A 26,503-nucleotide genomic window follows, 5' to 3' on the forward strand; every position below is an offset into this window, starting at 1 on the left:
CGCTCGCCCTGGTCGCCGGCACCGTGCCGCAGCTGGTGAGCGCGGTGTCCAGCGGGATCGGCCTCGACGTCTACCCCGACGAGGAGCTGGACTACCTCGACACCGCGTCCTCCGACGTCGTCTCGTCCTCCCCCGAGACTGCCCGAGCGCTGCGCGCGAAGGGCCTGACCGGCAGGGGCGTCACGGTGGGCGTCGTCGACTCCGGCTGCGACGGGACCCACCCCGACCTCGCGGACCACGTCACGACCAACGTGGTCCTGGTCAGCCCGGAGTACGTCAACGCCGGCACCAGCCCCACGATCGTCGCCCCGCTCGACAAGGGCCCTTACAGCAACACCGACCTCGGCAGCGGCCACGGCACGCACGTCGCCGGCATCATCGCCGCCGACGGCACGTCCGGTCCCGAGCACCTCGGCGTCGCGCCCGACGCCGAGCTCGCCTGCTTCGCCATAGGTGCGGTCATCACGACGACCGCAGTGGTCACCGCCTTCGACTACATGCTCGACCAGCCCGGGATGCTGGGCATCGACGTGGTCAACAACTCCTGGGGCAACTCGTTCCGCCAGTTCGACCCGCGGGACCCAGTCAACGTCGCCACCAAGGCGGTCGCGAAGCGCGGTGCCGTCGTGGTCTTCGCCGCCGGCAACTCCGGCTCGGAGGACGGCGAGGCCAGCGTGAGCCCCTTCAACCAGGCTCCCTGGGTGCTCTCGGTCGCGGCGAGCGACCTGGAGCGCGAGCGCGGCAGCTTCTCCTCCAACGGCCTGGCCCTCGACAACGGCCGCGCGGCCCCGATCGGCCGCGGCGGCCACACCGTCTTCTTCGGCGACCGCGTGGGCAACACGCAGCCCGACGTGTCGGCACCCGGCGTCGACATCTCCTCCACCTGCGACAGCACCGGCTCGGTCATCGGTCCCTGCCCGCAGGGCGGCAACGCGACTGCGTCCGGCACGTCGATGGCCTCGCCGCACGTCGCCGGGGCCGCCGCGGTGCTGACCCAGGCCAAGCCACGCCTGAGCGTCGCTCAGGTCCAGCAGGCTCTCACCGCGACTGCCACCCCGATGCTCGCCGATGGCAAGCGCCTGTCCTCGTCGCAGGTCGGCTACGGCCACGTCAACCTCGACCGAGCGGTCGCGCTCGTGCGCTCCCCTGACTGGAAGTCCCGGCTGGCCGCCGCGCAGCGTCGGGCCACCGCCCGGCTCCTGGCCCAGGACTCCTGGGCGGTGACGCGCTCCGACCTGTGGCAGGAGGCGGCGCCGGCTCTCTCCCTCGGCGGCTCCTACACCCGGACCCGCACGGTGACCCTGGCCCAGGGCTCCACGGCCATCAAGGTCGCGCTCGTCTACCCGACGCCCGGCACGGCCGCCAACCTGGCCAGCTTCACCGGCACGGTACGCGACGCCGCGGGCAAGGTCGTGGGCACGACCAGCACCGACGTCCTCTACGCCACCGGCATCGCGACTGCCCTCGTCAGGGGCCTGACGCCGGGCCGCTACACCGTCGAGGTCACCGGCGACTACGCCGCCTCCGACCCCGACACGGTGGACAGCGACTCGGTCAACGGCCGGGTCGTCTTCCTGCAGGTGGCCCAGCTGCGCCGGCGGGCGTAACCCCGGCCCGGCTGACGCGTTAGGCCAGGCAGCGAGGATGCCGAGCGGATGATCGCCTCATGGGGTGGTGATCGTCCGCTCGGCGCCCGCGAGGGTCGTCCTCCGCGCGACCATCAGCCCAGGCTGGGATGATCGCGCTCGTGACCGACACCCGCCTCGAGAGCACCCGCCGCATCGCCGCCCCTGCCGCGGACGTCTTCGCGCTGCTGTGCGACCCGCATGGCCACGTGGCGATCGACTCCTCCGGGATGCTCCAGGACTGCACCGGCGAGCCCGTGGGCAACGCCGGCGACTCCTTCACCGTCCACATGGACCGGGAGGCGCTGTGCGACTTCCCGGAGATGGGCCGCTACGACGTCACGGTCACGATCCGCGACTTCGAGTTTGACCGGCTCATCTCCTGGACCATCCTCGGGCGGGTGCGGCCCCAGATCGGCCACGTCTACGGCTACTGCCTCGAGCCTGCCGAGGCCACCGACGACGAGCCTGCGGGCACGCTGGTGACGTCGGTCTACGACTGGTCCGACATCGCCCCGGAGTGGCGCGACGCCGGGATCTTCCCGGTCATCTCCGAGGGTGCCCTGCGCGGCACCCTCGGCATTCTCGACCGCACCGTGCGCCGCGGCTACCCGCGCGGCTGAGGGCCCAGGAGCGGGTCGAGCCGACCGGCGTGAGAGCGGCCGAGCCCTCCCTGGCGCTCGCTCAGGTCAGCGCGTGCTGTAGTCCCGGAAGCCCCGCTTGGTCTTGCGACCGAGGTAGCCGGCGGTGACGAGGTGCTCGAGCAGCGGCGCCGGTGCGAAGCCGGGCTCGCGGAACTCCAGGTAGAGCTCGCGCTGGATCGCCAGGGACACGTCGTTGCCGACCACGTCGAGGAGCTCGAAGGGTCCCATCGGCAGCGCGCAGCCCTGCTTCATCGCCAGGTCGATGTCGTCGGCGCTCGCGTAGTGGGCCTCGAGCATCTTGACCGCGTCGTTGAGGTAGGGGAACAGCAGGGCGTTGACGATGAAGCCGGCCCGGTCGCCGCAGGAGACCGCGACCTTGCCGATCTTGGCGCACAGCGCCTGGGTGGTCTCGGTGACGTCCTCGGAGGTGGAGACGGTCGAGACGACCTCGACCAGCATCATGATCGTCGCCGGGTTGAAGAAGTGCATGCCGATGACGTCCTGGGGACGCTTGGTCACCTTGGCCATCGCGATGATCGGCAGGCTCGACGTGGTGGTCGCCAGGATCGCGCCGGGCTTGCAGATCTCGTCCAGGTTCTCGAAGAGGGTGGTCTTGATCGCGAGGTCCTCGGCGATCGCCTCGACGACGATGTCCACGGACGCCAGGTCGTCGAGCGAGGTGGTGCCGCTGACGCGGGCCAGCACCTCGGTCTTGGCCTCCTCGGTCGCCCGACCACGCTGGATCTGCTTGTCGAAGTTCTTCGTGATCGCGGCGGTGACCCCGGCGACCTTGTCGGAGCTGCGGCCGACGAAGAGCACGTCGTAGCCGGCCTTGGCGAAGACCTCGACGATGCCGCTGGCCATCGTGCCGGTGCCGACGACGCCGACCTGCTTGATCTCGTGCTTGAGCTCGGGCTTCTCGTCGGCCGAGGGGGTCTTGTCGTCCGCGACGACGGCCGAGGTGTCCGGGCCCTCGTAGGTGTAGAAGCCGCGGCCGGTCTTGCGACCGAGCAGGCCCGCGGTCACCATCTGCTTGAGGATCGGGGTGGGCGCGTGGAGACGGTCGCGACCCTGGCGGTACATCGTCTCCAGGATCTCGTAGGCCGTGTCGAGACCGATCAGGTCGAGCAGCGCCAGCGGGCCCATCGGGTAGCCGCAGCCGAAGCGCATGGCGGCGTCGATGTCCTCGCGCGAGGCGTACTTGCCCTCGAACATGGAGGCGGCGTGGTTGAGGTAGCCGAAGAGCAGCGTGTTGGCGATGAAGCCGGCCTTGTCGCCACAGACGACGGGGCTCTTGCCGACCTGCTCGACCAGGCCCTTGACGTCGTCGAGCACGGCGGGCTCGGTCACGACGGTCTTGATGATCTCGACGAGGTTCTGCACGGGCGCGGGGTTGAAGAAGTGCACGCCGATGACGCGACCCGGCGAGGAGTTGGCCGTCGAGATCTCGGTGACCGACAGCGAAGAGGTGTTGGTCGCGAGGATGGCGTCGGGGGCGACGATCGCGTCGAGCTCCTTGAAGATCGACTTCTTGGTCTCGACGGACTCCACGACGGCCTCGACCACGAGGTCGGCCTCGGCGAGGTCCTTCAGCTCCGTGGTGAACGTGATGCGCCCCAGGAGCTCGGCCTGCTCGGCCTCCGTGAGCTTCTCGCGCTTCACCGCCCGGCCCGTGGAGTTCTCCAGGTGCTGGCGACCGCGAGCCACGCCCTCGTCGTTGAGCTCGACGCCCACGACGGCGAAGCCGTTGCGCGCGAAGACCTCGGCGATGCCGGCACCCATCGTGCCGAGACCGACGACGCCGATCGTGCGGAAGGTGCGGGCAGATGTCTCAGGCGTGCTCGTCATGGCGGGCATCATTCCACGGCCCGCAGAAGTCGGGAGTGTTAGTTCACTCACCGGTAACTTGGCGCCGGGTCGGTCGTCCCAGACGGGCCCGCATGACCACCCGGGGACCGTGCCGGTCGAGGCCCAGGGCCCGTTCCACGTCGCGCTGACGCCGCAGGAACCGCTCGTCCTCGCCGACCTCCACGAAGCCCAGGCGGGCGTAGAACGGGCCGTTCCAGGCCACGTCGCGGTAGGTCGTGAGCGACAGCGAGCCGAAGCCGTCCCGCCACGCCTCCGCCATCGCGGCGCGCACCAGTGCACTGCCCAGCCCCTCGCGCGCCCGGCCCGGCAGCACCGAGAGCTGGGCCAGGTGCGCCAGCCCCTCGGCGTACACGACGTGGGCGAAGCCCACCGGCTCCCCCACCTCCCCGACGACCAACAGGAAGCCCGGCTGGTCGATGCGGTCGCGACCGCGCTCGGCGGGCGAGGCGAGCGCGTCGCCGGTCAGGTCGCCGAAGGCCTGCTCGAAGAGCGCGACCCCGCTGTCCTCGATCGCAGCGATGGGCCGCAGGTCGGCGGCGCGGGCGTGGCGCGGGACGTCGCCGGCGCCGCTCAGTGCGCACGCTCCTCGACCGGCACCTCGACGATCTCGCCGCTCCTCATGCCGGCGCGGAAGCTGCGCAGCTCCTCGCGCACCTTCGGCAGCAGCAGGTAGCACGCGAGCAGGTTGACGATCGCACAGACGAAGAGCATCGAGTCGGCGAAGCTCAGGACGGAGGTGAAGGTCATGACCGAGCCGATGACGGTGCAGAGACAGAAGGCCAGCTTGAAGACCAGCTCGCTGCGCACCGAGCGACCGAAGATCGTCGTCCATGCCTTCATCGAGTAGTAGGCCCAGGTGATGAGGGTCGAGAAGGCGAAGAGCGCCACGGCGATCGCGAGGACCACCGGGAACTGCGGGAGGAACGTCTCGAAAGCACGTGAGGTCACGACCACTCCGTCGGGGGCGTCGCCCCCGCCGGCCACCGTGGCCTGGGCGTCGTTGTAGAAGGTGGTGTCGGCGATGACGATCGTGAGAGCGGTCATCGTGCAGACCACCACGGTGTCGATGAAGGGCTCTAGCAGGGCCACGAACCCTTCGCTGACCGGGTGCTTCGTCTTGACGGCGGCATGGGCGATCGGGGCCGAGCCGACGCCTGCCTCGTTGGAGAACGCCGCGCGCTGGAAGCCGATGATCAGCACCCCGATCGCGCCACCGGCCACGCCCTCGGGGTTGAAGGCGCCGGAGATGATCGCGCCGAAGGCGCCCGGCACGTTGCCGATGTTGCCCGCGATCACCAGCGCGCAGGTGCCGAGGTAGAGGATCGCCATGGTGGGCACGAGCTTGGAGGTGACCTTGGCGATGGAGGTGATCCCGCCGAGGATGACGGCGCCGACGAGGAAGGCCAGCAGCAGCCCGAAGACGAGCGCCGACCCGTCAGAGCCCAGGAAGCCGTCCTCCCCGCCGGTCACCTCGCGGGCCTGGGCGAAGGTCTGGTTGGCCTGGAACATGTTGCCGCCCACCGCCCCGAAGAGCAGCAGCGCCACAGCGAAGACCATGACGAGCGCCTTCGAGACCCCGGCGCCGAACCGCTCGAAGGCGATCGGGAGGTAGCGGAACGGGCCGCCGGTGACAGATCCGTCCTCGTGGATCTCGCGGTACTTCACCCCGAGCGTGCACTCGACGAACTTCGTGCACATCCCGAGCAGCCCGGCCACGATCATCCAGAAGGTCGCTCCGGGCCCACCGATCGTGACGGCGACGCCGACACCGGCGATGTTGCCGAGACCCACGGTGCCGGAGACGGCCGACGAGAGGGCCTGGAAGTGGGTGACCTCCCCCGGGTCGCTGTCGCGGGAGTACCTCCCGCGCACGAGGGCGATCGAGGTGCGGATCCCGGTGAGCTGGATGCCGCGGAAGTAGACGGTGAAGACCGCGGCGGCGGCCACCAACCAGAAGACGATGAGCGGGATCTCGACCCCGCCGACCACCGGCGCGAAGAAGATGACGCCGGCGACGGCCGCAGCGACCGGCTCGAAGGCCCCGTTGATCGCCTCCTCGGCCGACGACAGCCACTCCCAGCTCTCGGCCTGCTCCGCTGCGCTGATCGTCGTGTCCGTCATGGCGGACTAGACAACCCGAAGATCGGCCTCCGTGCAACGGGCAGGTAGGTTCTGGTGCCGTGAGAATCGTCATCGCCCGCTGCCAGATCGACTACGCCGGCCGGCTGACCGCCCACCTGCCCCTGGCGACCCGGGTGCTGATGATCAAGGCCGACAGCTCGGTGCTCGTGCACTCCGACGGTGGCTCCTACAAGCCGCTCAACTGGATGTCGCCGCCGTGCACGCTGCGCGAGGGCACCACGGAGGACGGCCAGGTCGAGTGGACCGTGACCAACCCCAAGACCGACGACACCCTGCGGATCCTGCTCGAGGAGATCATCAGCGACTCCTCCCACGACCTCGGGGTCGACCCGGGCCTGCAGAAGGACGGCGTGGAGAAGCACCTCCAGGAGCTGCTCGCCGAGCACCCCGCCACGCTGTCCGACGGACTGACCCTCGTGCGCCGCGAGTTCCCCACCGCCATCGGTCCGGTCGACCTGATGTGCCGCGACGCCGCCGGCTCCAGCGTGGCGGTCGAGATCAAGCGGCGCGGCGACATCGACGGCGTCGAGCAGCTCACCCGCTACCTCGAGCTGCTCAACCGCGACCCGCTGCTCGCCCCCGTCCACGGCATCTTCGCCGCCCAGGAGATCAAGCCCCAGGCGCGGGTGCTCGCCATGGATCGCGGCATCGCCTGCGCGGTCGTCGACTACGACGCCCTGCGCGGGCTCGACGACCCCTCGCACCGCCTGTTCTGAGCATCCGGGCCGCTGTCCACAGCCGCCCTGGGCGCAGTGGCGGCGTGCGAGCAACCGGCCTACGGTGACACCCATGACGACCGATCCGGGCATGAGCCGCCGCGTGACCCGACTCGAGAACGACACGGAGTCGCTCTACGAGCTGGTCACCGAGGTCCGGACGACGCAGGACGAGCACACCACACGGCTCGCCGCCGTCAAGACCACCCTCACCGACCACACCGGCCGTCTCTCCAGGGTCGAGAGGACCCTCACCGACCACACCGGCCACCTCTCCAGGGTCGAGAGCACCCTCACCGACCACACCGGCCGCCTCTCCAGGGTCGAGAGCACCCTCACCGACCACACCGGCCGCTTCGACCGGATCGACGCGACGCTCGCCGAGCTCGTCCGTCGCCTTCCCGAGCCCTCGTGACCTGCGCAGTCCAGGCGGCTCCGGACCGCCCGCTCTGATGCGGATCTTCCACATCGCGACCCTGGCCGACTGGGAGGCCGCCCGGGTCTCGGGGTCCTACACGACCTCCACGATCGGGCGCACCCTCGCCGAGGAGGGCTTCCTGCACGCCAGTCGCGGCGACCAGTGGCAGGGCGTGCGCGACCGCTTCTACGCCGATGTCACCGAGCCCCTCGTCCTCCTGGTCGTCGAGACCGACCGCCTCACCGTGCCCGTGGTCGAGGAGCCCGTCGCCGACAGCGCCGAGACGTTTCCCCACGTCTACGGCCCGCTCTCCCCCGACGCGGTCATCAATGTCATCCCCCTCGACGGCCGCCCTGTCGCACCGGACGGCGGGGGGGCGACGTTCTCCCAGGTCTTCCTCGCCGAGGTCGTACGACGAGTGGTGCTGGCCCTGGTCGTCATGGGCATCGCGGTGCTCGGCGCCCTCGTCGGCTCGGCCGTCGAGCCCGATCTCGGGGCCTCCGTCGGGCTGCTCGTCGGGCTCGTGGCTGGTGTCGGCGCGGCCGTGGTGGTCCACCGACGCCGCTGACCCGTCGTCGGCTCAGGCGTAGGGCAGGTAGACCAGGAACGACGTGCCGACGCCGACCTCGCTGGTGACGTCGATCCGGCCGCCGTGGGCCTGCACGATCGTCTGCGCGATGGGCAGGCCCAGCCCGGCACCGGGCGTCTGCGCGACGACCGCGTCCGGCCCGCGGTAGAGCCGCTTGAAGAGGTGCGGCATCTCCTCGGGCGAGATGCCACGGCCGGTGTCGGTGACCTCGAGCAGCGCCATCGCGCCCGCGTCACCGACGCGCAGCGTGACGGTGCCGCCGGGCTCGGAGAACTTCAACGCGTTGCCGAGGAGGTTCTCGGTGACCTGCACCAGCCGCAGGAAGTCGCCCTGCACCGGCAGGACCTGCTCGGCCTCGAAGCGCACCTCCAGCTGGGCCCCGGCGGCCAGGGGCCCGCGGTCGACCAGCACGCGGCGCGCCACCTCGACGAGGTCGACCGGGGTCAGGGTGAGCTGGTGCCGCTCGTCGTCGAGGAAGGCGAGGGTGAGCAGGTCGTCGACCAGGCGCAGCTCGCGCGCCGCGTTGCGCTGGATCACCGACACGATCTGGCGCGCCCGCGGCCCGAGCTGGTCCTCCTCCAGGTCCTCGAGCAGCTCGGCATAGCCGATGATCGAGGTCAGCGGGGTGCGCAGCTCGTGGGACACGGTCGCGATGATGTCCTCGCGCATCCGGTTGCTCTCCTCCTGGCTGCGCAGCCGGGGGGAGATGTCACGGACCGAGGCCGACACCAGCACGCCGGCGTCGGTCATCAGCGGTGAGAGCGAGATCTCGACCGGCAGCTCACGGCCGTCCTTGTGACGGGCGAAGAGCTCCCTGCCGACGCCCATGGGCCGCACCTCCGGCGCGGCCAGGAATCCCGTGCGCCGATGCTGGTGGTCGTGGCGGAGGCGGTCGGGCACGAGGACCTCGACCTGCTGCCCGATCAGCTCGTCCTCCGACCAGCCGAGGACGTTGGTGACCTGGGCGTTGACCAGGACGATCGTCGCGCTCTCGTCGACCACGACCGTGGCGTCGGGTGCCGCGTCCAGCAACCTCCCGAGCAGCGCAGCATCCAGTCGGGTCTCCTGCACGTCCTGAGACTACTGCCGGTCGACCGGGCCCGTCCTCGCAACACCCTCAGGAGGCGAGGGCGGCCACCTCGGCGGCGCAGCCCCAGCTGAGCGTCACCCCGGAGCCACCGTGGCCGTAGCAGTGGACGACCCGCCCCTCGCGCTCCAGCCGCACGACGGGCCGGGCGGGCCGCAGCCCGACCTTGTGCCCGCGCACCCGGGCGAGCGCCAGCTCGGGCACGAGGTCGCTCGCCCGCTCCAGGATGGCGGCAGCCGTCTGCGCCGACGGGGTGCGGCTCCAGTCACCCTCCTCGGCGGTGCCGCCGACGACGATGTCGTGCTCGCGGGGCACCACGTAGGTCGGCCCTGCGCCGTCGAGCCACCACCGGTCCAGGCCCATCTGGTCGACGTAGAGCACCTGACCGCGCACGGGGGTCACCCCGTGGTCGGCCGCCAGCAGCCGCGACCCGATCCCGGAGCAGTTGACCACCAGGTCTCCCCCGTCGGGCAGGACCCGCAGGTTGAGCCGCGTCAGCGTGCCACCCAGCGCCTCGACCCGGCCCGCGAGCCACCCGAGGTAGACCGGCATCTCCACGACCGGTGCCACGAAGCTCCAGCCCCGCTCCACGCGCGACAGCGTGGGCACCGCCGAGGTCCACCACGGGTCGGGGGTCGCGGCCGGGACCACCTCGGTGCCCGGGACCATCCGCACCCCTGACTCCGGTGCGTCGACCGCCAAGGCCGCCAGCTCGTCGTACGTCGTGGCGGACCAGGCGGTGACGCGGTCCTGCGGCAGGGCGCGGTAGGGGTACCAGATCGCTGCGGCGACCGCCGAGGTCGTCTCCCGGGGCAGGTCGCGCGCCACGACGTCGACGCGGTGCCCGGCCTCGAGCAGGCGCACGGCGCACGACAGGCCGACCACCCCGGCCCCCACGACGATCACGCGGCTCATGGCCCGAGTCTCCCCCATCGGCGGGGAGGTCGGCGTAACCCAGGTCACACCCCCGTCGTTGGGGCCACGACGAAAGGTCCCCCATGTCCCGGATCGTGCGACTCCTCCTGACCCTCCTGGTCGTCCCCGCCCTGGTCGGCACCGCCCTCACCCTCGACGCCGGCACCGCCGGCGCCCACGAGGAGCGGCCGGCCGTCTTCCCGAAGGGCAACGGCGCCCGCCCGGCGTTCCTGGGCTACGACAACCCGCGCAAGCGCGTCGTGTGCAAGGGGGCCGAGAGCGCCCGCCGCATCCGGGCCATGCCCGCCGGTGCGGCCAAGCAGCGCAACCTGCGGCTGCTGCCCCAGTGCCGCTTCTCCTCCATCCAGGACGCCGTCCGCTCGATCACGCGGCAACGCACCTCCGTCTACGTCCTCCCCGGCGTCTACGAGGAGCGCAAGTGGGGCCAGCGGGCGCGCAGCGACTACTGCTCCCACCTCGGCACGCAGTCGGACCGGCCCCTGCTCAGCTCCGAGTACATCGGCTCCATCTCCTCCCCCGGCACGCCGGCACCCGACGGCCAGGCCGCGGCCGCCGACGAGAGCGACCCGATCGCGCTCTCCTACGCCGACCAACGGCGTTGCTTCGCCAACCTCAACCTGATCTCGGTCTTCGGGGACCAGACCCCCGGCAACGGCTCGATCGCCTGCGACAGCGAGTTCTGCGGCACCCAGATCGTCGGCACGGGTCGACGCATGTCCGACGTGGTCATCGACAACGACTTCCAGAAGCTCAACGCCATCCGTCTCGACCGAGCGGGCGGTGCCTACGTCACCAACATGACGCTGCAACAGGCGGAGTTCAACGCCATCTACGTCCTCGAGACCGACGGGTTCGTGCTGGATCGGCTGCGCACCCGGGGCAACGACGAGTACGGCATCCTCGCCTTCGCCAGCGACCACGGCCTGATCCAGCGCTCCGACGCCTACTACAACGGCGACTCCGGCATCTACCCCGGCTCCGCCTCCGACCTCAACGCCGACAACCCGAACTTCGAGGTCACGCGCTACGCCATCGAGATCCGCAACAACCGCAGCCACCACAACACGCTCGGCTACTCCGGCACCGCCGGCAACTCGGTGTGGGCGCACCACAACAAGTTCTACGACAACGCCACGGGTATCGCCACGGACTCGCTCTTCCCCGGTCACCCCGGCCTGCCGCAGGACCACGCCCGCTGGAACAACAACGAGATCTTCCGCAACAACACCAACTGGTACACCGACTACGTCGACCAGGGCGTCTGCGACCGGCCGATGCCCGAGCGCGGCTACCTCCAGGGCGCCGTGTGCCCCGTCGTGCCCACCCCGGTCGGCACGGGTGTGCTGATCGCCGGCGGCAACTCCAACTCGACCGACCACAACTGGATCTACGACAACTGGCGGGTCGGCACGATGCAGTTCTGGGTGCCTGCCCCGCTGCGCGACGAGATGGACCCGAGCAAGCTCTACGACACCTCCAACGACAACCACACCTTCGCCAACCGCATGGGCTCGACGCCCGACGGCAGGCTCCTCGAGAACGGCATGGACCACTGGTGGGACGACCAGGGCGTCGGCAACTGCTGGGAGAGGAACGTCTACGCCGACGGGAGCCAGGACGACAACTTCGTCCTGCCGCCCGCCAGCTGCGCGGCCGGTGGCTCGCTGTTCCTGCCCGGCATGGCCGTCAAGGACGCCGGCTTCCTGACCTGCAGCGAGTACGACCGGGCCGACCCGATCCTGCGTCACCCGCCGGGCTGCGAGTGGTTCGACAGCCCGTCGCGCCCCTCCGCCCGTACGACGAGCGAGGTCACCGCCGCCGCGCCCGCCGCGTCGCGGGCCGTCGACGCGAGCGCCGGTGGTGCTCCTCTGCTCGCCGCCGCGGGAGGCCTGCTCCTCCTGCTGGGACTGGGACGTCGTCGTCGTGCGCGCGCTGCGTAGTGCGCTGGTCGGCGTCGCCGTCCTCGCCCTCCTGGCCGGCGGCGCGACCGTGGCGCTGGCCCGCAGCACCCCGGTGCTCGGAGCAGGTGGGCCGGTCTCGGTGACCGGGACCGAGGCCAGCGCGGTCTTCCAGGTCGCCGATCGCACGGTCCGACAGGTCCGCTACGCAGACGGGGGGACGCTGCGCTACACCTTCCTCCTCGACAACGACTCGCGCTTCCCGGTGACGGTCCTGGGGCTCGACGCGGAGCAGGCCGATCCCCGCCTCTTCGGGCTGGCCGGTCTGACGCGTCGTTCGATCGGCGCGGGTGAGTCAGGGGAGGTCACGCTGTCGCTGACGATGGGCGGGTGCGAGACCCTGTCGTCGCGGGCCGGGTCGTTCGTCACCACCATCGCGGTGCGCACCCGTCAGGCCGGGCTCTTCGAGGACGTCGTCGAGGTCACGTTGCCCGAGGAGATCCACACCGGGTCCCCCCGCGAGGCGTTCTGCCCCAACTCGACGGCGACCTCGCGGCCGCCGGGCTGAGGCGGCAGGACGGGACCGGACGAGGTCAGGCCCCGGCCACGCGGGGCGCGGTCGGGTCGGCACCCTCGGCGCTCTGCTCGCGCGCGACGTACTCCTCGATGTCCTCGACGTCCTCGCGGTTGCGGGTCACGACAGCCAGCAGGTCGCTCATCGTGGCGACCTCCTCGACCTGCTCCTTGATGAACCACTGCATGAACTGCTCGGAGGCGAAGTCGCTCTCCTCACGCGCGATGCGCAGCAGACCGTTGATCTGCTCGGTGACCCGCTTCTCCTGGGCCAGCGCGAGGGCGACCGGGGCGACGACGTCGTCGAAGCCGTTGACCGGGGCCTCGACTCCCGGGACGACCACGTCGGCGTCGGTGTCGAGGAGGTACTGCACCATCATCATGGCGTGCTCGCGCTCCTCGAGCGCCTGGCCGTAGAAGAACGCGGCCATCTGGGGCATCGTCAGCGCGTCGTAGTAGACGGCGCAGGCGAGGTACTGGCTGTGGGCGGCGAGCTCGTTGCCGATCTGGGTGTTGAGCTGGTCGGCAAAACGGGGTGCGGGCACCGGGGGGTCTCCTGGTTGTCGTCGCGGGACCGGGTCAGGCGGCCTTGGCGAGCTTCTTCTTGGTCAGCTTCTTGCCGTCCACACGGACGAGCTTGCGCTTCTTGACGGTGTATCCGTCGGGCAGCGTGCCCTCCTTGAGCATCCGGAGCGGGCAACGGCCGCACTTCGACTTGGAGACGCAGCACTCCGTCTTGGGGAGCTTGCGCATCGCACCCTTGGACTTTCCCATGACCGCAGCATAGCAGGCCCCTTAGGCATGCCTAACCTAAAGTGATGCAGGTCCCAGGGGCCTCAGGCCAGGTCGTTGGCGCGCCGGATCACGTCGACGATCCCGCCCATGATCTCGGTGAGGCCGAAGTCCTTGGGGGTGTAGACCGCGGCGACGCCCAGCTCCTTGAGCCGACGCCCGTCGGAGTCGGGGATGATCCCGCCGACGATGACCGGCACGTCGGCCAGCCCCGCCTCGCGGAGACCGTCGAGGACGGCTGGGACGAGCTCCATGTGCGAGCCCGACAGGATCGAGAGGCCGACGCAGTGGACGTCCTCGGCCACGGCGGCCGACACGATCTGCTCGGGCGTGAGGCGGATGCCCTGGTAGATCACCTCGAAGCCGGCGTCGCGGGCTCGCACCGCGACCTGCTCGGCCCCGTTGGAGTGACCGTCGAGGCCGGGCTTGCCCACGAGCAGGCGCAGGCGTCCACCGAGCTCCTCGCCCGTGCTGCGCACCTTCTCGCGTACGGCGGTCAGCTCGGCGCCTGCCTCGGCGACACCGACCGCGCCGCTCACGCCGGTCGGCGCGCGGAACTCACCGAAGACCTCGCGCAGCGTGCCGGCCCACTCCCCCGTGGTGGCACCCGCGCGGGCGGCGACCAGCGTCGCGGCCATCAGGTTCTCGGTGGTCTTGGCTGCGGCCGCGAGCGCCGCGAGCGCCGCGGTGACCGCGGACTCGTCGCGAGCGGCCTTCCACTCCTCGACCGAGGTCAGCGCCGACTGCTCGGCCTGCGGGTCGGCGGCCATGATGGCGCCGTCCAGGTCGGCCGTCAGCGGCGACGGCTCGGTGGTCTCGTAGATGTTGACGCCGACGATCTTCTCGTCGCCGTTCTCGATGCGGCCACGACGGGCCGCGTGCGCGGAGACGAGCTCCTGCTTCATGTAGCCGGACTCGACGGCCGCGATCGCACCGCCCATCGCCTGCACCCGGTCGATCTCGGCGCGAGCGCCGTCGACCAGCTCGCGCACCTTGGCCTCGATCACGACCGAGCCCTCGAAGATGTCGTCGTACTCCAGCAGGTCGGACTCGAAGGCCAGCACCTGCTGCAGCCGCAGCGACCACTGCTGGTCCCAGGGGCGCGGCAGGCCGAGCGCCTCGTTCCACGCGGGCAGCTGCACGGCGCGCGCCCTGGCGTTCTTGGACAGCGTGACACCGAGCATCTCCAGGACGATGCGCTGCACGTTGTTCTCCGGCTGCGCCTCGGTCAGGCCGAGCGAGTTGACCTGCACGCCATAGCGGAAACGGCGCATCTTGGGGTCCTGGACGCCGTAGCGCTCGCGGGTGATCTCGTCCCACAGCTCGACGAAGGCGCGCATCTTGCACGTCTCCTCGATGAAGCGGACCCCGGCGTTGACGAAGAAGGAGATGCGGCCCACGACCTTCTCGAAGTCGTCCTCGGAGACCTGTCCCGAGGCCCTGACCTGGTCGAGGACGGCGATCGCGGTGCACAGCGCGTAGGCCAGCTCCTGCGTCGGCGTCGCGCCGGCCTCCTGCAGGTGGTAGCTGCAGATGTTGATCGGGTTCCACTTGGGGATCTGGTGGACGGTGTAGGAGATCATGTCGCCGATCAGGCGCAGCGAGTGCTCCGGCGGGAAGACGTAGGTCCCGCGCGAGAGGTACTCCTTGATGATGTCGTTCTGCGTCGTGCCGGCGAGCTTGCCCGCGACCTCCTCGGGCGTGAGGTCGGGGTTCTGCTCCTCGGCCGCGACCTGGTACATCGCGAGCAGCCACATGGCGGTGGCGTTGATCGTCATCGAGGTGTTCATCTCGGTGAGCGGGATGTCCTCGAAGAGCTTGCGCATCTCCCCGAGGTGCGGCACCGGGACGCCGACCTTGCCGACCTCGCCACGCGCGAGCGGGGAGTCGGGGTCGTAGCCGGTCTGGGTCGGCAGGTCGAAGGCGACCGAGAGACCGGTCTGCCCCTTGGCGAGGTTGGTGCGGTAGAGCGCGTTGGACGCGACAGCGGTCGAGTGGCCGGCGTACGTGCGCATCACCCAGGGGCGATCCTTCTCGGTCATGCCCTGAGGGTAGGACGTCGGCTACCCAGAAGTAACGGGTCTCGGTGTGGCTTATCCGACATGGCCCGCCGCGCTGCGCCGCTCGACGTGGGCCCGGTCAGGCGGGGACGCGCTCCCGCTCGATCTCGACGACACGGATCAGCCGCGAGATGTGCAGCATCCGGCGCACGGCCGGACCGCAGCCGCGCAGCGTGAGGTGGTGACCCTCGCGGGTGGCGTTGCGGGTCGCCATCGCCAGCACCTTGAGGGCCGTGTGGTCGACCGTGGAGACGTCGGTCAGGTCGACGACGACGTCGCAGTCGTGGTCGCGCAGGTGGGCGTAGATCGCGTTGCGGACCTCCCACGTGCTGCGCACGTCGAAGTCACCGCTCAACATGAGTGCCGGGCCGTTGGTCGTGATGTCCATGATCTGCCGTCCTCCCGAGTGAAGCCATCTCTTGCTGCTTACCCACTATGACGCTCGTCATACGCAGAAGGTTGCACCACGACCGCAACCAATTCCGGGCGCGTCGCAACCAGGGCTCCGCAGCCCACCCCGATCAGGGCCATCCCGGCCACGCCGAGGGGCGAGAAGATGTGGTCGGTGTGCACCAGCCAGGCTCCCGGGACGAGCAGCAGGGCCGGGAGGGCGGCCACCCGGTGCCGCGCCAGCAGGTCGACCGTGAGCACCACGACGCACACCAGCAGCGCCCACGACCCCACCTCCCCGATGGGCGTGCCGATGCGGAAGAGCAGCCGCACCTCGTCGGGGCGCGGCACGCCGGGCCCGAGCTCACGGGTGACGTAGCCCGCGGCCATCCCGCTGACCACGTCGAGCGCGGTGTAGAAGGTGGCATAGACGTAGGCCGCCACCCGCACCACCCAGGCCACCGGGTCGCGACGCCCGCGGACCAGCGCGGCCAGTGCCACCCCCACGAGCGGGAAGACCAGCAGCCCGGCCACGTGCAGGCCGAACCACCGTTGGGCGGTGTCGGCGTCGAGGCTGTGCGGGTGGAACAGCCCGGCCACCGCCAGGGAGAGCGCCGGGACGGCGACCAGCAGGCCGAGGACACGAGGTTGGCGCATGCTGGCTACCCTCGCACCCATGGTCAACCTCACCAGGATCTACACCCGCACCGGCGACGCCGGCGAGACGCGGCTGGGCGACATGAGCCTCACCACCAAGAACGACCTGCGGCTGCACGCCTACGCCGACGTCGACGAGGCCAACGCGCACCTCGGGGTAGCCATCGCCACCGGCGGGCTCGACGACGACGTGGTCAAGGTCCTCACCCACGTGCAGAACGACCTCTTCGACGTGGGAGCCGACTTCTGCACCCCCGTCGTCCCCGACCCGGAGTTCCCGCCGCTGCGCATCGAGCAGGCCTACGTCGACCGGCTCGAGGCCTGGTGCGACCACTACAACGAGGCGCTGCCCAACCTGCGCTCGTTCATCCTCAACGGTGGCACGCCCGGCGGCGCGCACCTCCACGTCGCGCGCACCGTCGTACGACGGGCCGAGCGGGCCGCCTGGGCGGCCTACGAGCAGCACGGGGAGACGATGAGCGCGGTGGCGATCACCTACCTCAACCGGCTCTCCGACCTGCTCTTCATCCTCGCCCGCCACGCCAACCGTGAGGCCGGGGACGTGCTGTGGGTCCCGGGCGGCGAGCGCTGAGGATGTCCCCGGATCGCTTCTGGGAGCTGGTCGAGACCCTGGGGGGCGTCGCCGACGACACCACGACCCCGGCCCTGGACCGGGTGCTGCACGACCACGGCGAGGGCGAGGCTTTCCAGGACCTGGTCGAGGAGCACGTCGAGCGGCTCCTCGAGCGCTGCCAGGTCCCGGCGTCCCACCGGGGCGACACCGCCGAGTGGATCGCCGCGGCTGTCATCGCCGCCGGGCGGGCCGAGCACGACCGCGTGCTCGCCTCCGGCGCGCCCCTGGTCCCGGACGCGTGGGCGTGGGCCGAGGCCGAGAACCTCCTCGTCGTCGGCATGCCGCACGAGGTGGACTCTCCGCTTCCCGGGACGCGGATCGGGATCACCCTCGAGTGGAAGACCCTCGACCTCCCGGTCGACATCGAATCGACGTTCGACCCTGTCCTGGACTGGGCAGGCGACGACCCTCGGCACGGCCACTCCGTGACGCTCGACCCGGCGTGGACGGAGGCGGTCCTGCGCCTCGAGGCCGACCCCGAGTTCCATCGGCGCCGGACGAGCATCGCCGAGGTGGGTCTGCACCTCAAGGTGCGTGACTGCGAGGAGCTGGAGCTCACCCCCTGGCCGTCCGAGGACCAGGTCGATCACGTCGTCCTGTCGGTGCCCATCGCCGGCTTCGCCGACCAGGACCGGACGGACGTCTACGTGCAGGTCGTCGCCGAGCTGGTCCTGAGCGTGCAGGACGCGCTCGGCCGGGGCTGAGCCGAGCGACCTGCTCAGCGCGTCGGCACGTCCACCCTGCCGGGAGCCGGTGCCGCCGCCAGCACGGCCACGGCCGCGGGCACCATCAGGACCGTGACGACCAGCAGCGCGTCCAGGGTCCCGACCCGGTCACCGAGCGCGCCCAGCAGGGGCGGTCCGGTGAGGAAGGCCGCATAGCCGACGGTCGACACCACGCTCACCCGGGCCGCTGAGCGCCGCGGGTCGTCGGCTGCGGCACTCATGCCGACGGGGAACCCGAGTGCGGCCCCGAGACCCCAGACCAGGATGCCGAGCACGACCAGCGGAGTCCGCTCCCCCAGCACGGTCAACAACGTGCCCGAGGCGACCGCGGCAGCCGAGATCCACAGGACCACGCGACGACCGAGGCGGTCCAGGGCGATCGGTCCGAAGAGCCGCCCCAGGCTCATCGCGGTGACGAACACGGCGTAGCCGCCGACCCCGACCCAGTGGCGGGCGTCGTAGCCGTCGATCAGCGCGAGCGAGAGCCAGTCGTTGGCCGACCCCTCCGCGATCGCAAAGGTCAGGACCATCAGCCCGATGGCCAGCGTCCGGGGCTCGGTCCAGGCCGAGCGAGGCGGACCCTCCTCGTGGTGCTCCTCGGGCCTCACCGGGAGGAAGTCGCGCACCACCACCAGGACGGTCACCAGTGCCAGCACGGAGACCGCGGTGAGGTGGGCCACGACGGGGGCGCCGGTGGCGGCCATCGCCACCCCGACACCGGCACCGCCGATGTTGCCGAAGGACCAGCCGGCGTGGAAGCGCGGCATGATCGTGCGCCCGAGCAGGCGCTCGACCTCGGCACCCTCGACGTTCATCGCGACGTCCCACAGGCCGCTGCCGACACCGAAGAGGAACAGCCCGACGGCCGCGACGGCCACCGATCCCCCGGCGAAGGCACCGAGCGCGCAGGTGATCAGGCCGGCCGCGCAGACGACGGCCCCGGCACGCACGACATCGGCGGCGCTGGTGCGGGCGATGAGCCGACCGGCCGTCGGCAGCGCCAGCACGGAGCCGGCCGCGATCGCGAGGAGCAGCAGCCCCAGGGCACCGTTGTCGAGGTCGAGGCGCTCGCGCAACGAGGGGATCCGTGAGATCAACGACGCCATCAGCACGCCGTTGAGCGCGAAGACCGCCGCGACCGATCGCTTGGAGGACGGCAGCGTGGGGGTCATCGCGACCAGTCGGTGCCGGGCGGTCGAGCCTCGAGCCAGGACTGGAAGCCGGTCAACGAGGCCTCGCTCATCGCGAGCTCGATCTCGCCCGACGCGGTCTGGCAGTGGATGACGACGTGGTCGGGGTAGAGCGACATCTGCTCGGCCCCGAGGGCCTCGCGCCGTCCGTCATAGCTGAGCGCGTCGCGCGCCCATATCTGACGGGGACCCGGTGCCACGGAGAAGACGCGGAACCACTCGAGCGACTGTCCGGAGTAGCGGCCCAGACCCAGGACCCACCCCCGACCGGCCCGGTCGGAGCGCACGCGATAGCTGAGCTCAAAAGTGCCGCCGTGACGCGAGAGGGCTCGACGCCTGATGACCAGGGCGAGCCCATAGCTGAGGACGAGCAGGAGGAGGACGCCGGCGATGTCGATCAGCCACTGCCACCACGGCATCCGGTCACTCCCTCCCTCGGTCGCGCCCGATGGTCGGCTCAGCCTAACGAACACGTCACCCCCGACCCACAGGTGGGCCGGGGGTGACGAGAGGTGCCGGTGATCGGTGCTGCGAGGGTCCTTGCGTCAGGACACCTTCTCGGCCGCGCGGATGCGGGCCTCGGCGCGACGGATGCGCAGCTCGCGCTCGTCGCTGGTGGGCAGACCGTGGGCCGCGTCGAGCTCGGCCCTAGCCTCGTCGATCTCGATGTCCTGGGCGAGCACGGCGTACTCGGACAGGATCGAGACCCGGTCGCCTGCCACGGACAGGAAGCCCGCGTCGACCGCCGCGACGACGACGGGGCCGTCGACCTCGGTGATCTCCACGGTGGCCTCGGTGAGCAGCGAGAGCATCGGGGCGTGCCCGCGCAGGACACCCACGTCACCCTCGACCGTGCGGGCGATGACCATCGTCGCCGAGCCGGACCACACGGTCCGGTCGGCGGCGACGAGCTCTACCTGCAGGTCACTCATCAGAGGTTCTTCTGGATCTCGGCCCACTTCGCCTCGACGTCGTCGAGACCGCCGCACATGAAGAAGGCCTGCTCGGCCACGTGGTCGTAGTCACCGTCGGCGATCTTGTTGAACGCCTCGATGGTGTCCTTGACGGGCACCGTCGAGCCCTCGAGGCCGGTGAACTGCTTGGCGACGTAGGTGTTCTGCGACAGGAAGCGCTGGATGCGACGCGCACGCGAGACGATGATCTTGTCCTCTTCGGACAGCTCGTCGACACCGAGGATGGCGATGATGTCCTGGAGCTCCTTGTTGCGCTGCAGGATCTGCTTGATCCGGATGGCGCAGTCGTAGTGCTCCTGCCCGATGTACTGGGCGTCGAGGATCCGCGAGGTCGACGTCAGCGGGTCCACCGCGGGGTAGATGCCGAGCGAGGCGATCTCTCGCGAGAGCTCGGTGGTCGCGTCGAGGTGGGCGAACGTCGTGGCCGGCGCAGGGTCGGTGTAGTCGTCGGCGGGGACGTAGATCGCTTGCAGCGAGGTGATCGAGTTGCCTCGCGTCGAGGTGATCCGCTCCTGGAGCTGACCCATCTCGTCCGCCAGGTTGGGCTGGTAGCCCACGGCGGAGGGCATGCGACCCAGCAGGGTCGAGACCTCGGAGCCGGCCTGGGTGAACCGGAAGATGTTGTCGATGAAGAGCAGCACGTCCTGGTTCTGCACGTCGCGGAAGTACTCCGCCATCGTCAGGGCCGAGAGGGCCACGCGCAGACGCGTGCCCGGCGGCTCGTCCATCTGACCGAAGACGAGGGCCGTCTGGCCGATGACGCCGGCGTCGGTCATCTCCTCGATGAGGTCGTTGCCCTCGCGGGTGCGCTCGCCGACACCGGCGAACACCGACACACCACCGTGGTCCTTGGCGACGCGGGCGATCATCTCCTGGATCAGCACGGTCTTGCCGACCCCGGCGCCACCGAACAGGCCGATCTTCCCGCCGTTGACGTAGGGCGTCAGCAGGTCGATGACCTTGATGCCGGTCTCGAACATCGTGGTCTTCGACTCGAGCTGGTCGAAGGCCGGAGCCTTGCGGTGGATGCCCCACCGCTCCTTGACCTCGTAGACCTCACCCTCCTCGAGGTTGAGCACGTCACCGGTCGCGTTGAACACGTGGCCCTTGGTGATGTCGCCCACGGGGACGGTGATCGGACCGCCGGTGTCGGTCACCGTCGCGCCGCGCACGAGCCCGTCGGTCGACTGCATCGAGATGGCACGGACCATGCCGTCGCCGATGTGCAGCGCGACCTCGAGGATCAGCGTCTTGGTCTCACCGTTGAGGTCGAGGTCGACCTCCAGCTTGTTGTACATCTCGGGCATCGAGTCCGAGGGGAACTCGACGTCGACGACGGGGCCGGTCACCCGGGCGACGCGGCCGGTGCTCGCGGAGCCCGAACCCTTCTGGGTCTCTTCGATCAGTGCAGTCATGTCTCTCACTCGTTCCCGGAGTTGGCGTCGGCCAGCGCGTTGACGCCACCGACGATCTCGCTGATTTCCTGGGTGATGCCGGCCTGGCGGGCCTGGTTGGCGATACGGGTGTACTTCTTGATGAGCTCGTCGGCGTTGTCTGTGGCGGACTTCATCGCCTTCTGGCGGGCGGCGAGCTCGGAGGCCGCCGCCTGCAGCAGGGAGAAGAAGATCCGACTCTGGACGTACTGCGGGAGCAGGCCGTCGAGGACGGCCTCGGCCGAGGGCTCGAACTCGTAGAGCGGGAGCACCTCGTGCTTCTCAGGTGCCTCCTCACCCTCCACGACCTCGAGCGGCAGCAGCCGCACCGCGGTGGGCTCCTGCGTGAGCATCGAGCGGAAGCGGGTGTAGACGACGTGGACCTCGTCCACGTCACCCTCCTCGCCCTGCTCCTTGAGGAACGACTCGATCAGGGCACGCCCGACCTCCGCCGCGACCTCGTAGGAGGGCTGGTCGGAGAAGCCGGTCCACGACTGGACCACGGGACGCTGGCGGAACCTGAAGTAGGCCTCGCCCTTGCGACCGCAGATGTACCAGTCGATCTCCTTGCCCTCGCCGCGCAGCTTCTCGGCGAGGCGCTCGGCCTCCTTGAGCACGCTCGAGGAGTAGGCCCCGGCGAGACCACGGTCGCTGGTCACGATGAGGACGGCAGCCCGCACGGGGTTGTCCTCCTCGCGCGTCAACGGGTGGTCGACGTTGGAGAACGTCGCGACGGCCGACACCGCACGCGTCAGCTCACGAGCGTAGGGCGCTGCCGCCTGTGCTCGTTGCTGCGCCTTGATGATGCGGGACGCAGCGATGAGCTCCATGGCGCGCGTGATCTTCTTCATCGACTCCGTCGACTTGATCCGCGCGCGGTACTCACGCAGCGAGAGGGCCATGGGTCAGCCTCGCTTCTGCTTGACGATCTGCTCCTGGTCCTCGTCCTCCAGCGCCTCGGCCGGGGCCTCGTGGCCGACCTTGATCGAGCCACCTTCGGAGGTCTCGAACTCGTTGAGGAAGGAGTCGTAGGCGTCGGAGAGCGAGGACTCGGTCTCGTCCTCGAACTTCATCGACTCGCGGATGGCGGCCAGGATGCCGTCGTGCGAGCGACGCAGGTAGTCGAGGAACTCGCGCTCGAAACGGAGCACGTCCTCGACCGGGACGCGGTCGAGACGGCCACTGGTGCCCAGCCACAGCGAGACGGTCATCTCGGCGAGGGGGTAGGGCGAGTAGGCCGGCTGCTTGAGCAGCGCCATCAGGCGCGAGCCGCGATCGAGCTGCTGACGCGAGGCCGCGTCGAGGTCGGAGGCGAACATGGCGAAAGCCTCCATGGCGCGGAACTGCGCCAGGTCGACCTTCAGCGAGCCGGTGACCTTCTTCATCGCCTTCGTCATGGCGGCACCACCCACACGCGACACCGAGACACCGACGTCGATGGCCGGGCGCTGGTTGGCGGCGAAGAGGTCCGACTGCAAGAAGATCTGGCCGTCGGTGATCGAGATGACGTTGGTCGGGATGAACGCCGAGACGTCGTTGGCCTTGGTCTCGACGATGGGCAGGCCCGTCATCGAGCCGGAACCGAGGTCGTCGGAGAGCTTCGCGCACCGCTCGAGCAGCCGGCTGTGGAGGTAGAACACGTCGCCGGGGTAGGCCTCGCGGCCCGGCGGGCGACGCAGCAGCAGCGACACGGCGCGGTAGGCCTCGGCCTGCTTGGTCAGGTCGTCGAACACGATGAGGACGTGCTTGCCGTCGTACATCCAGTGCTGGCCGATGGCCGAGCCGGTGTAGGGGGCGAGGTACTTGAAGCCGGCACTGTCGGACGCGGGGGCGGCGACGATGGTGGTGTACTCCAGCGCGCCGGCCTCCTCGAGGGCGCCACGCACGGAGGCGATGGTCGAGCCCTTCTGGCCGATGGCGACGTAGATGCAGCGCACCTGCTTCGTCGGGTCACCGGAGTCCCAGTACTGCTTCTGGTTGATGATCGTGTCGATGGCGACCGTGGTCTTGCCGGTCGCGCGGTCACCGATGATCAGCTGGCGCTGGCCGCGGCCGATCGGGGTCAGGGCGTCGATCGCCTTGATGCCCGTGGCGAGCGGCTCGTGCACCGACTTGCGCTCCATGACGGAGGGGGCCTGGAGCTCGAGCGCACGACGGCCGTCGGTCTCGATGTCGCCCAGGCCGTCGATCGGGTTGCCGAGCGGGTCGACCACGCGACCGAGGTAGCCCTCGCCGACGGGGACCGAGAGGACCTCGCCCGTGCGGCGCACGGTCTGACCCTCCTCGATCTTGTCGAAGTCACCGAGGACGACGGCGCCGATCTCGCGGGTGTCGAGGTTGAGGGCCAGGCCCAGCGTGCCGTCCTCGAACTCGAGGAGCTCGTTGGCCATGGCCGAGGGCAGACCGCTGATCCGCGCGATGCCGTCGCCGGCCTCGGCCACGGTGCCGACCTCTTCCTTGCCGGCGGCCTCCGGCTTGTAGTCGGAAACGAACTTCTGCAGCGCGTCCCGGATCTCGTCCGGACGGATCGAAAGCTCCGTCATGTCTGCCTACTCTCTTGGACTCTGGTGAAAATCGTGTGGTGGGGCGGGGAGCCGGCGATCAGCCGGCCAGCTTCCGTCGTGCTTCGTCGATGCGCGCCACGACCGTGCCGTCGATGACGTCGTCGCCGATCTCGATCCGCATGCCTCCGAGGAGGGACGGGTCGACCAGCACGTCGAGGTGGACCTCGCGGCCGTACTGGCGCGTGAGCGCTCGCTGGAGACGGTCGCGGTCAGCGGTGGAGAGCTCCTGGGCGACACGCACCCGGGCGACGCTCTCCTCGTGGACCGAGGCCGCGATCTTCTGGTAGTCGGCGATCGCGAGACCCACCGTGCGGTAGGCACCCGAGAGCGCCTGCTCCGCGAGGACCAGCGACTCGGGGAGCACCTTGCCCTCGAGCAGCGAGCGCAGCAGCGCCCGCTTGTCGTCGCCCGAGCGAGCGGGGTCACCCAGGGCGCTGCGCAGCTCCGGGTTGTCGTTGATCGTCTGACCGATCCCGAACAGCTCGTCGGAGAGACGGCTGCCCTCGGCCGGCGTGCTGCCGGCCGATCGGACGACCGTCACCACCCCGAGCTGCTCGAGTGCGTCCGCGAGGTCACGCGTCGCGGTCCAGCGACGCGCGACGGCATCGGCGACGAGGTCGAGCGCGACCCCGTCGATCTTGCCCTCGAAGATGGAGCGCACCAGGCCGGACTTGGCCGCGGAGTCCGTGGAGACGTCCGTGGCCAGGCGCCGCAGGGCGGGCTCCGACCGGAGGACGCCCGCGACCCCGAAGAGGTCCTGACCCAGAGCGGTGCTCGGGGTCGCCACCTGGCCGAGCCGGTCGTGCAGACCGGCCACGGCCTCGGCAGAAGCGCCACGCATGGACATCAGACCGCCCCGTTGCCGGTGGTGCCGGCTCCGGTCGTCTCGATGGCCTCCAGGTCGGCGAGGAACCGGTCGACCACGCGCGCGGAGCGCTCGTCGTCCTCCAGGCTCTCACCCACGATGCGACCGGCCAGGCCGGTCGCGAGCGCGCCCACCTCGGCACGGAGCGAGGTGACCGCCTGCTGGCGCTCCGCCTCGATCTGCGCCTTGCCGTGGTCGACGATGCGGGTGGACTCGGCCTGGGCCTGCTCCCGCATCTCCGCCAGGATCTGGGCACCCTGCTCACGCGCCTCCTCGCGGATGCGCGCGGCCTCGTGCCGAGCGTCGCCGAGCTGCTTCTCGAGCTCGGCGAGCTTGGCGTCGGCCTCGGCCTGCTTGGTCTCGGCAGCCGCGAGCCCACCCTCGATCGCGGTGGTGCGCTCGGCATAGGTCGCTTCGAACGCCGGGACCACGAACTTCTTCACCAGGAAGAAGAGGATCCCGAAGACGACGAGCGACAGCCCGATCTCGGCGAGGTGAGGGACGAGCGGGTTGAGCTCTCCCTCGGCGGCCCTCACCACGTGCGTGGGGTTCTGTGTCTGCATGGCAGATCCTTCGTGTTCGGTCGGTGGCCTACGTCAGGGTCGACGAGGTCAGCTGAGGACGAACGCGAGGGCGATACCGATGATGGCCAGGGCCTCGGCGAGCGCGAATCCGAGGATCGCGATCGACTGCAGGCGCGACTGGGCCTCGGGCTGGCGGGCGACGCCGTTGATGTAGGCCGCGAAGATCAGACCGATACCGATACCGGGGCCGATGGCCGCCAGGCCGTAGCCGATCATGTTGAGCGAGCCGTTCAGAGTGCCTTCCACGGCATTCTTCCTTTCGGTTGGTTCTTACGTCAGCTCAGTGCTCGTCAGCGAGAGCACCTGAGATGTACATGGCGTTGAGCAGGACGAACACATACGCCTGGAGGAACTGGATCAGGATCTCCAGGAAGGCAACGGCCACGAACAGCACCCACGCGAGGATGCCGACCGGGGCGTAGGCGGCACCCATCTCGACGATGAGGTACTCACCTCCGAGCGCGAACAGGATCAGCAGCAGGTGGCCGGCGAACATGTTGGCGAAGAGTCGCAGCGCGAGGGTGACGGGCCGGACGAGGATGTTGGACATGAACTCGAGCGGGATGAGCAGGGCAAGGATCGGGCCCTTGATGCCCGCAGGCACGCACTGGAGCTTCATGTAGCCGACGAAGCCGTGCTTCTTGATGCCGGCGTAGTTGTAGATGATCCAGCTCATGACCGCCAGCCCGTAGACCATCCCCGAGCGGGAGAAGGTCGGGAACTGGATGAACGGGATCGAGGCGAAGAGGTTGTTCAGCAAGATGAACGTGAACAACGTGAAGAGGTAGGGCGTGAAGCGGCGGAAGTCGTGGCTGCCGATGATGTCGCGGCCCAGCGAGTTGCGCACGAAGCCGTAGGTCTCCTCGCCGACGAACTGCAGCCTGCCCGGGACCATGGCGCGCTTGCGCGAGGCCAGGTAGAAGAAGGCGAAGATCAGCACGCCCGACAAGACGACCTGGAGCATCGGCTTGGTGACGCCGAGCACGAACTCCTGTCCCATGAAGGAGAACGACGAGCCGCCGCCGAATACGGGGGGAAGGTCGAAGTCCGCGGGTCCGGGAGGCGTGAAGCCCTCCCCACCCTCGGTCCGGATGCTTCCCTGCATGAGAAGTGCGCTGCCGATGCCGCTCAACGTGTC

At 70.0% G+C, this 26,503-nt stretch carries 29 protein-coding genes; 9 read left to right on the top strand and 20 right to left on the bottom strand.

All coding sequences use genetic code 11. The annotated features are described in order from the left end of the window. Both AAG827_RS10300 and AAG827_RS10305 read left to right on the top strand, forming a co-directional pair. A partial coding sequence (locus AAG827_RS10300; RefSeq protein WP_341925859.1) for a S8 family serine peptidase occupies nt 1–1,607 on the top strand: 1,607 nt, incomplete at its 5' end. A 140-nt stretch (nt 1,608–1,747) separates the two neighbouring features. Further along, a complete protein-coding gene (locus tag AAG827_RS10305) occupies nt 1,748–2,248 on the top strand; it encodes an SRPBCC family protein (protein WP_341925860.1) in 501 nt (166 codons plus the stop codon). A gap of 66 nt (nt 2,249–2,314) precedes the next feature. On the opposite strand, the gene AAG827_RS10310 is transcribed toward AAG827_RS10305, so the two are convergent. From AAG827_RS10310 to AAG827_RS10320, 3 genes are read right to left on the bottom strand one after another with little or no spacing between them, the layout of a single operon-like run. Then, on the bottom strand, nt 2,315–4,117 hold the full coding sequence (locus AAG827_RS10310) for a 3-hydroxybutyryl-CoA dehydrogenase (RefSeq protein ID WP_341925862.1): 1,803 nt from the start codon (nt 4,115–4,117) through the stop codon (nt 2,315–2,317). A 43-nt stretch (nt 4,118–4,160) separates the two neighbouring features. After that, nucleotides 4,161–4,814, bottom strand: coding sequence for a GNAT family N-acetyltransferase (locus tag AAG827_RS10315; RefSeq protein ID WP_341925863.1), 654 nt, complete (start codon nt 4,812–4,814; stop codon nt 4,161–4,163). After that, complete coding sequence (locus AAG827_RS10320) at nt 4,709–6,259, bottom strand: alanine/glycine:cation symporter family protein (RefSeq protein ID WP_341925864.1); 1,551 nt, start codon at nt 6,257–6,259, stop codon at nt 4,709–4,711. Before AAG827_RS10320 ends, AAG827_RS10315 begins: the two co-directional genes overlap by 106 nt. A gap of 59 nt (nt 6,260–6,318) precedes the next feature. Here AAG827_RS10320 and nucS point away from each other — a divergent pair, with 59 nt between their 5' ends. The 3 genes from nucS to AAG827_RS10335 all read left to right on the top strand — a co-directional run bounded on the left by nucS (nt 6,319) and on the right by AAG827_RS10335 (nt 7,982). After that, on the top strand, nt 6,319–6,996 hold the full coding sequence (gene nucS, locus AAG827_RS10325) for an endonuclease NucS (protein WP_341925865.1): 678 nt from the start codon (nt 6,319–6,321) through the stop codon (nt 6,994–6,996). A 73-nt stretch (nt 6,997–7,069) separates the two neighbouring features. After that, nucleotides 7,070–7,411, top strand: a complete 342-nt coding sequence (locus tag AAG827_RS10330; protein WP_341925866.1) for a hypothetical protein — start codon at nt 7,070–7,072, stop codon at nt 7,409–7,411. A 37-nt stretch (nt 7,412–7,448) separates the two neighbouring features. Continuing rightward, entirely contained in the window at nt 7,449–7,982 is a 534-nt protein-coding gene (locus tag AAG827_RS10335) for a DUF952 domain-containing protein (protein WP_341925867.1), read from the top strand. A gap of 12 nt (nt 7,983–7,994) precedes the next feature. On the opposite strand, the gene AAG827_RS10340 is transcribed toward AAG827_RS10335, so the two are convergent. Together AAG827_RS10340 and AAG827_RS10345 are read right to left on the bottom strand one after the other, a co-directional pair. Beyond that, nucleotides 7,995–9,074, bottom strand: a complete 1,080-nt coding sequence (locus AAG827_RS10340) for an ATP-binding protein (RefSeq protein WP_341925868.1) — start codon at nt 9,072–9,074, stop codon at nt 7,995–7,997. 46 nt (nt 9,075–9,120) lie between these two features. Continuing rightward, nucleotides 9,121–10,005 carry an FAD-dependent oxidoreductase gene (locus AAG827_RS10345; protein ID WP_341925869.1) on the bottom strand — a complete coding sequence of 295 codons (885 nt, stop codon included), beginning with the start codon at nt 10,003–10,005 and terminating at the stop codon, nt 9,121–9,123. A gap of 83 nt (nt 10,006–10,088) precedes the next feature. Here AAG827_RS10345 and AAG827_RS10350 point away from each other — a divergent pair, with 83 nt between their 5' ends. Together AAG827_RS10350 and AAG827_RS10355 are read left to right on the top strand one after the other, a co-directional pair. Further along, nucleotides 10,089–11,966, top strand: a complete 1,878-nt coding sequence (locus AAG827_RS10350; RefSeq protein ID WP_341925870.1) for a right-handed parallel beta-helix repeat-containing protein — start codon at nt 10,089–10,091, stop codon at nt 11,964–11,966. Further along, nucleotides 11,950–12,492 (top strand): hypothetical protein, encoded by a 543-nt coding sequence (locus tag AAG827_RS10355; RefSeq protein WP_341925871.1) that lies wholly within the window; start codon nt 11,950–11,952, stop codon nt 12,490–12,492. Before AAG827_RS10350 ends, AAG827_RS10355 begins: the two co-directional genes overlap by 17 nt. A gap of 25 nt (nt 12,493–12,517) precedes the next feature. Here AAG827_RS10355 and AAG827_RS10360 read toward each other — a convergent pair whose 3' ends face one another. From AAG827_RS10360 to AAG827_RS10380, 5 genes are all read right to left on the bottom strand, one after another. After that, the gene (locus AAG827_RS10360; protein ID WP_341925872.1) at nt 12,518–13,042 is read right to left on the bottom strand and encodes a ferritin; all 525 of its coding nucleotides are present in this window, start codon (nt 13,040–13,042) and stop codon (nt 12,518–12,520) included. A gap of 34 nt (nt 13,043–13,076) precedes the next feature. Further along, nucleotides 13,077–13,271, bottom strand: a complete 195-nt coding sequence (locus AAG827_RS10365) for a hypothetical protein (protein WP_341925874.1) — start codon at nt 13,269–13,271, stop codon at nt 13,077–13,079. 62 nt (nt 13,272–13,333) lie between these two features. Continuing rightward, the gene (locus AAG827_RS10370; RefSeq protein WP_341925875.1) at nt 13,334–15,331 is read right to left on the bottom strand and encodes a protein meaA; all 1,998 of its coding nucleotides are present in this window, start codon (nt 15,329–15,331) and stop codon (nt 13,334–13,336) included. A gap of 97 nt (nt 15,332–15,428) precedes the next feature. Further along, on the bottom strand, nt 15,429–15,737 hold the full coding sequence (locus tag AAG827_RS10375) for an STAS domain-containing protein (protein ID WP_341925876.1): 309 nt from the start codon (nt 15,735–15,737) through the stop codon (nt 15,429–15,431). 38 nt (nt 15,738–15,775) lie between these two features. Beyond that, complete coding sequence (locus AAG827_RS10380) at nt 15,776–16,396, bottom strand: hypothetical protein (protein ID WP_341925877.1); 621 nt, start codon at nt 16,394–16,396, stop codon at nt 15,776–15,778. 19 nt (nt 16,397–16,415) lie between these two features. Between AAG827_RS10380 and AAG827_RS10385 the strand changes: the two genes are divergently transcribed. Together AAG827_RS10385 and AAG827_RS10390 are read left to right on the top strand one after the other, a co-directional pair. Continuing rightward, nucleotides 16,416–16,988, top strand: a complete 573-nt coding sequence (locus tag AAG827_RS10385; protein ID WP_341925902.1) for a cob(I)yrinic acid a,c-diamide adenosyltransferase — start codon at nt 16,416–16,418, stop codon at nt 16,986–16,988. 2 nt (nt 16,989–16,990) lie between these two features. After that, nucleotides 16,991–17,734 (top strand): hypothetical protein, encoded by a 744-nt coding sequence (locus AAG827_RS10390; protein ID WP_341925878.1) that lies wholly within the window; start codon nt 16,991–16,993, stop codon nt 17,732–17,734. Between the two features lie 14 nt (nt 17,735–17,748). On the opposite strand, the gene AAG827_RS10395 is transcribed toward AAG827_RS10390, so the two are convergent. The 10 genes from AAG827_RS10395 to atpB form a co-directional block, all read right to left on the bottom strand. Next, nucleotides 17,749–18,927 (bottom strand): MFS transporter, encoded by a 1,179-nt coding sequence (locus tag AAG827_RS10395; RefSeq protein ID WP_341925879.1) that lies wholly within the window; start codon nt 18,925–18,927, stop codon nt 17,749–17,751. Beyond that, nucleotides 18,924–19,364 carry a DUF2550 domain-containing protein gene (locus AAG827_RS10400; protein WP_341925880.1) on the bottom strand — a complete coding sequence of 147 codons (441 nt, stop codon included), beginning with the start codon at nt 19,362–19,364 and terminating at the stop codon, nt 18,924–18,926. Before AAG827_RS10400 ends, AAG827_RS10395 begins: the two co-directional genes overlap by 4 nt. Before the next feature lie 126 nt (nt 19,365–19,490). Beyond that, nucleotides 19,491–19,877, bottom strand: coding sequence for a F0F1 ATP synthase subunit epsilon (locus AAG827_RS10405; RefSeq protein WP_341925881.1), 387 nt, complete (start codon nt 19,875–19,877; stop codon nt 19,491–19,493). Continuing rightward, nucleotides 19,877–21,334 (bottom strand): F0F1 ATP synthase subunit beta, encoded by a 1,458-nt coding sequence (gene atpD, locus AAG827_RS10410; protein WP_341925882.1) that lies wholly within the window; start codon nt 21,332–21,334, stop codon nt 19,877–19,879. The genes AAG827_RS10405 and atpD overlap by 1 nt, the downstream gene beginning before the upstream one ends. A 5-nt stretch (nt 21,335–21,339) precedes the next feature. After that, on the bottom strand, nt 21,340–22,254 hold the full coding sequence (locus AAG827_RS10415; protein WP_341925883.1) for a F0F1 ATP synthase subunit gamma: 915 nt from the start codon (nt 22,252–22,254) through the stop codon (nt 21,340–21,342). A 3-nt stretch (nt 22,255–22,257) separates the two neighbouring features. After that, nucleotides 22,258–23,895: a F0F1 ATP synthase subunit alpha gene (atpA, locus tag AAG827_RS10420; protein WP_341925884.1), complete on the bottom strand. Its 1,638-nt coding sequence runs from the start codon at nt 23,893–23,895 to the stop codon at nt 22,258–22,260. A 58-nt stretch (nt 23,896–23,953) separates the two neighbouring features. Continuing rightward, nucleotides 23,954–24,757 (bottom strand): F0F1 ATP synthase subunit delta, encoded by an 804-nt coding sequence (locus AAG827_RS10425; protein ID WP_341925885.1) that lies wholly within the window; start codon nt 24,755–24,757, stop codon nt 23,954–23,956. A 5-nt stretch (nt 24,758–24,762) separates the two neighbouring features. Beyond that, the gene (locus AAG827_RS10430; RefSeq protein ID WP_341925903.1) at nt 24,763–25,317 is read right to left on the bottom strand and encodes a F0F1 ATP synthase subunit B; all 555 of its coding nucleotides are present in this window, start codon (nt 25,315–25,317) and stop codon (nt 24,763–24,765) included. Between the two features lie 75 nt (nt 25,318–25,392). Further along, nucleotides 25,393–25,599 carry an ATP synthase F0 subunit C gene (gene atpE, locus AAG827_RS10435; protein ID WP_341925904.1) on the bottom strand — a complete coding sequence of 69 codons (207 nt, stop codon included), beginning with the start codon at nt 25,597–25,599 and terminating at the stop codon, nt 25,393–25,395. 46 nt (nt 25,600–25,645) lie between these two features. Continuing rightward, entirely contained in the window at nt 25,646–26,470 is an 825-nt protein-coding gene (gene atpB / locus AAG827_RS10440) for a F0F1 ATP synthase subunit A (protein WP_341925886.1), read from the bottom strand. Nucleotides 26,471–26,503 lie beyond the last annotated feature (33 nt).

Source organism: Nocardioides psychrotolerans, from assembly GCF_943371775.1.
GTDB classification, from domain to species: Bacteria; Actinomycetota; Actinomycetes; order Propionibacteriales; family Nocardioidaceae; genus Nocardioides; species Nocardioides psychrotolerans_A.

What these genes read in the sequence shown, in the direction of transcription:
- AAG827_RS10350 (WP_341925870.1), top strand. Translation starts at nt 10,089, where the DNA reads ATGTCCCGGATCGTGCGACTCCTCCTGACCCTCCTGGTCGTCCCCGCC.
- AAG827_RS10310 (WP_341925862.1), bottom strand. Translation starts at nt 4,117, where the DNA reads ATGACGAGCACGCCTGAGACATCTGCCCGCACCTTCCGCACGATCGGC.
- AAG827_RS10405 (WP_341925881.1), bottom strand. Translation starts at nt 19,877, where the DNA reads ATGAGTGACCTGCAGGTAGAGCTCGTCGCCGCCGACCGGACCGTGTGG.
- atpB (WP_341925886.1), bottom strand. Translation starts at nt 26,470, where the DNA reads ATGCAGGGAAGCATCCGGACCGAGGGTGGGGAGGGCTTCACGCCTCCC.
- AAG827_RS10375 (WP_341925876.1), bottom strand. Translation starts at nt 15,737, where the DNA reads ATGGACATCACGACCAACGGCCCGGCACTCATGTTGAGCGGTGACTTC.
- AAG827_RS10425 (WP_341925885.1), bottom strand. Translation starts at nt 24,757, where the DNA reads ATGCGTGGCGCTTCTGCCGAGGCCGTGGCCGGTCTGCACGACCGGCTC.
- atpD (WP_341925882.1), bottom strand. Translation starts at nt 21,334, where the DNA reads ATGACTGCACTGATCGAAGAGACCCAGAAGGGTTCGGGCTCCGCGAGC.
- AAG827_RS10380 (WP_341925877.1), bottom strand. Translation starts at nt 16,396, where the DNA reads ATGCGCCAACCTCGTGTCCTCGGCCTGCTGGTCGCCGTCCCGGCGCTC.
- AAG827_RS10330 (WP_341925866.1), top strand. Translation starts at nt 7,070, where the DNA reads ATGACGACCGATCCGGGCATGAGCCGCCGCGTGACCCGACTCGAGAAC.
- AAG827_RS10320 (WP_341925864.1), bottom strand. Translation starts at nt 6,259, where the DNA reads ATGACGGACACGACGATCAGCGCAGCGGAGCAGGCCGAGAGCTGGGAG.
- AAG827_RS10345 (WP_341925869.1), bottom strand. Translation starts at nt 10,005, where the DNA reads ATGAGCCGCGTGATCGTCGTGGGGGCCGGGGTGGTCGGCCTGTCGTGC.
- AAG827_RS10335 (WP_341925867.1), top strand. Translation starts at nt 7,449, where the DNA reads ATGCGGATCTTCCACATCGCGACCCTGGCCGACTGGGAGGCCGCCCGG.
- AAG827_RS10415 (WP_341925883.1), bottom strand. Translation starts at nt 22,254, where the DNA reads ATGGCCCTCTCGCTGCGTGAGTACCGCGCGCGGATCAAGTCGACGGAG.
- AAG827_RS10390 (WP_341925878.1), top strand. Translation starts at nt 16,991, where the DNA reads ATGTCCCCGGATCGCTTCTGGGAGCTGGTCGAGACCCTGGGGGGCGTC.
- atpA (WP_341925884.1), bottom strand. Translation starts at nt 23,895, where the DNA reads ATGACGGAGCTTTCGATCCGTCCGGACGAGATCCGGGACGCGCTGCAG.
- AAG827_RS10400 (WP_341925880.1), bottom strand. Translation starts at nt 19,364, where the DNA reads ATGCCGTGGTGGCAGTGGCTGATCGACATCGCCGGCGTCCTCCTCCTG.
- AAG827_RS10395 (WP_341925879.1), bottom strand. Translation starts at nt 18,927, where the DNA reads ATGACCCCCACGCTGCCGTCCTCCAAGCGATCGGTCGCGGCGGTCTTC.
- AAG827_RS10385 (WP_341925902.1), top strand. Translation starts at nt 16,416, where the DNA reads ATGGTCAACCTCACCAGGATCTACACCCGCACCGGCGACGCCGGCGAG.
- AAG827_RS10365 (WP_341925874.1), bottom strand. Translation starts at nt 13,271, where the DNA reads ATGGGAAAGTCCAAGGGTGCGATGCGCAAGCTCCCCAAGACGGAGTGC.
- AAG827_RS10370 (WP_341925875.1), bottom strand. Translation starts at nt 15,331, where the DNA reads ATGACCGAGAAGGATCGCCCCTGGGTGATGCGCACGTACGCCGGCCAC.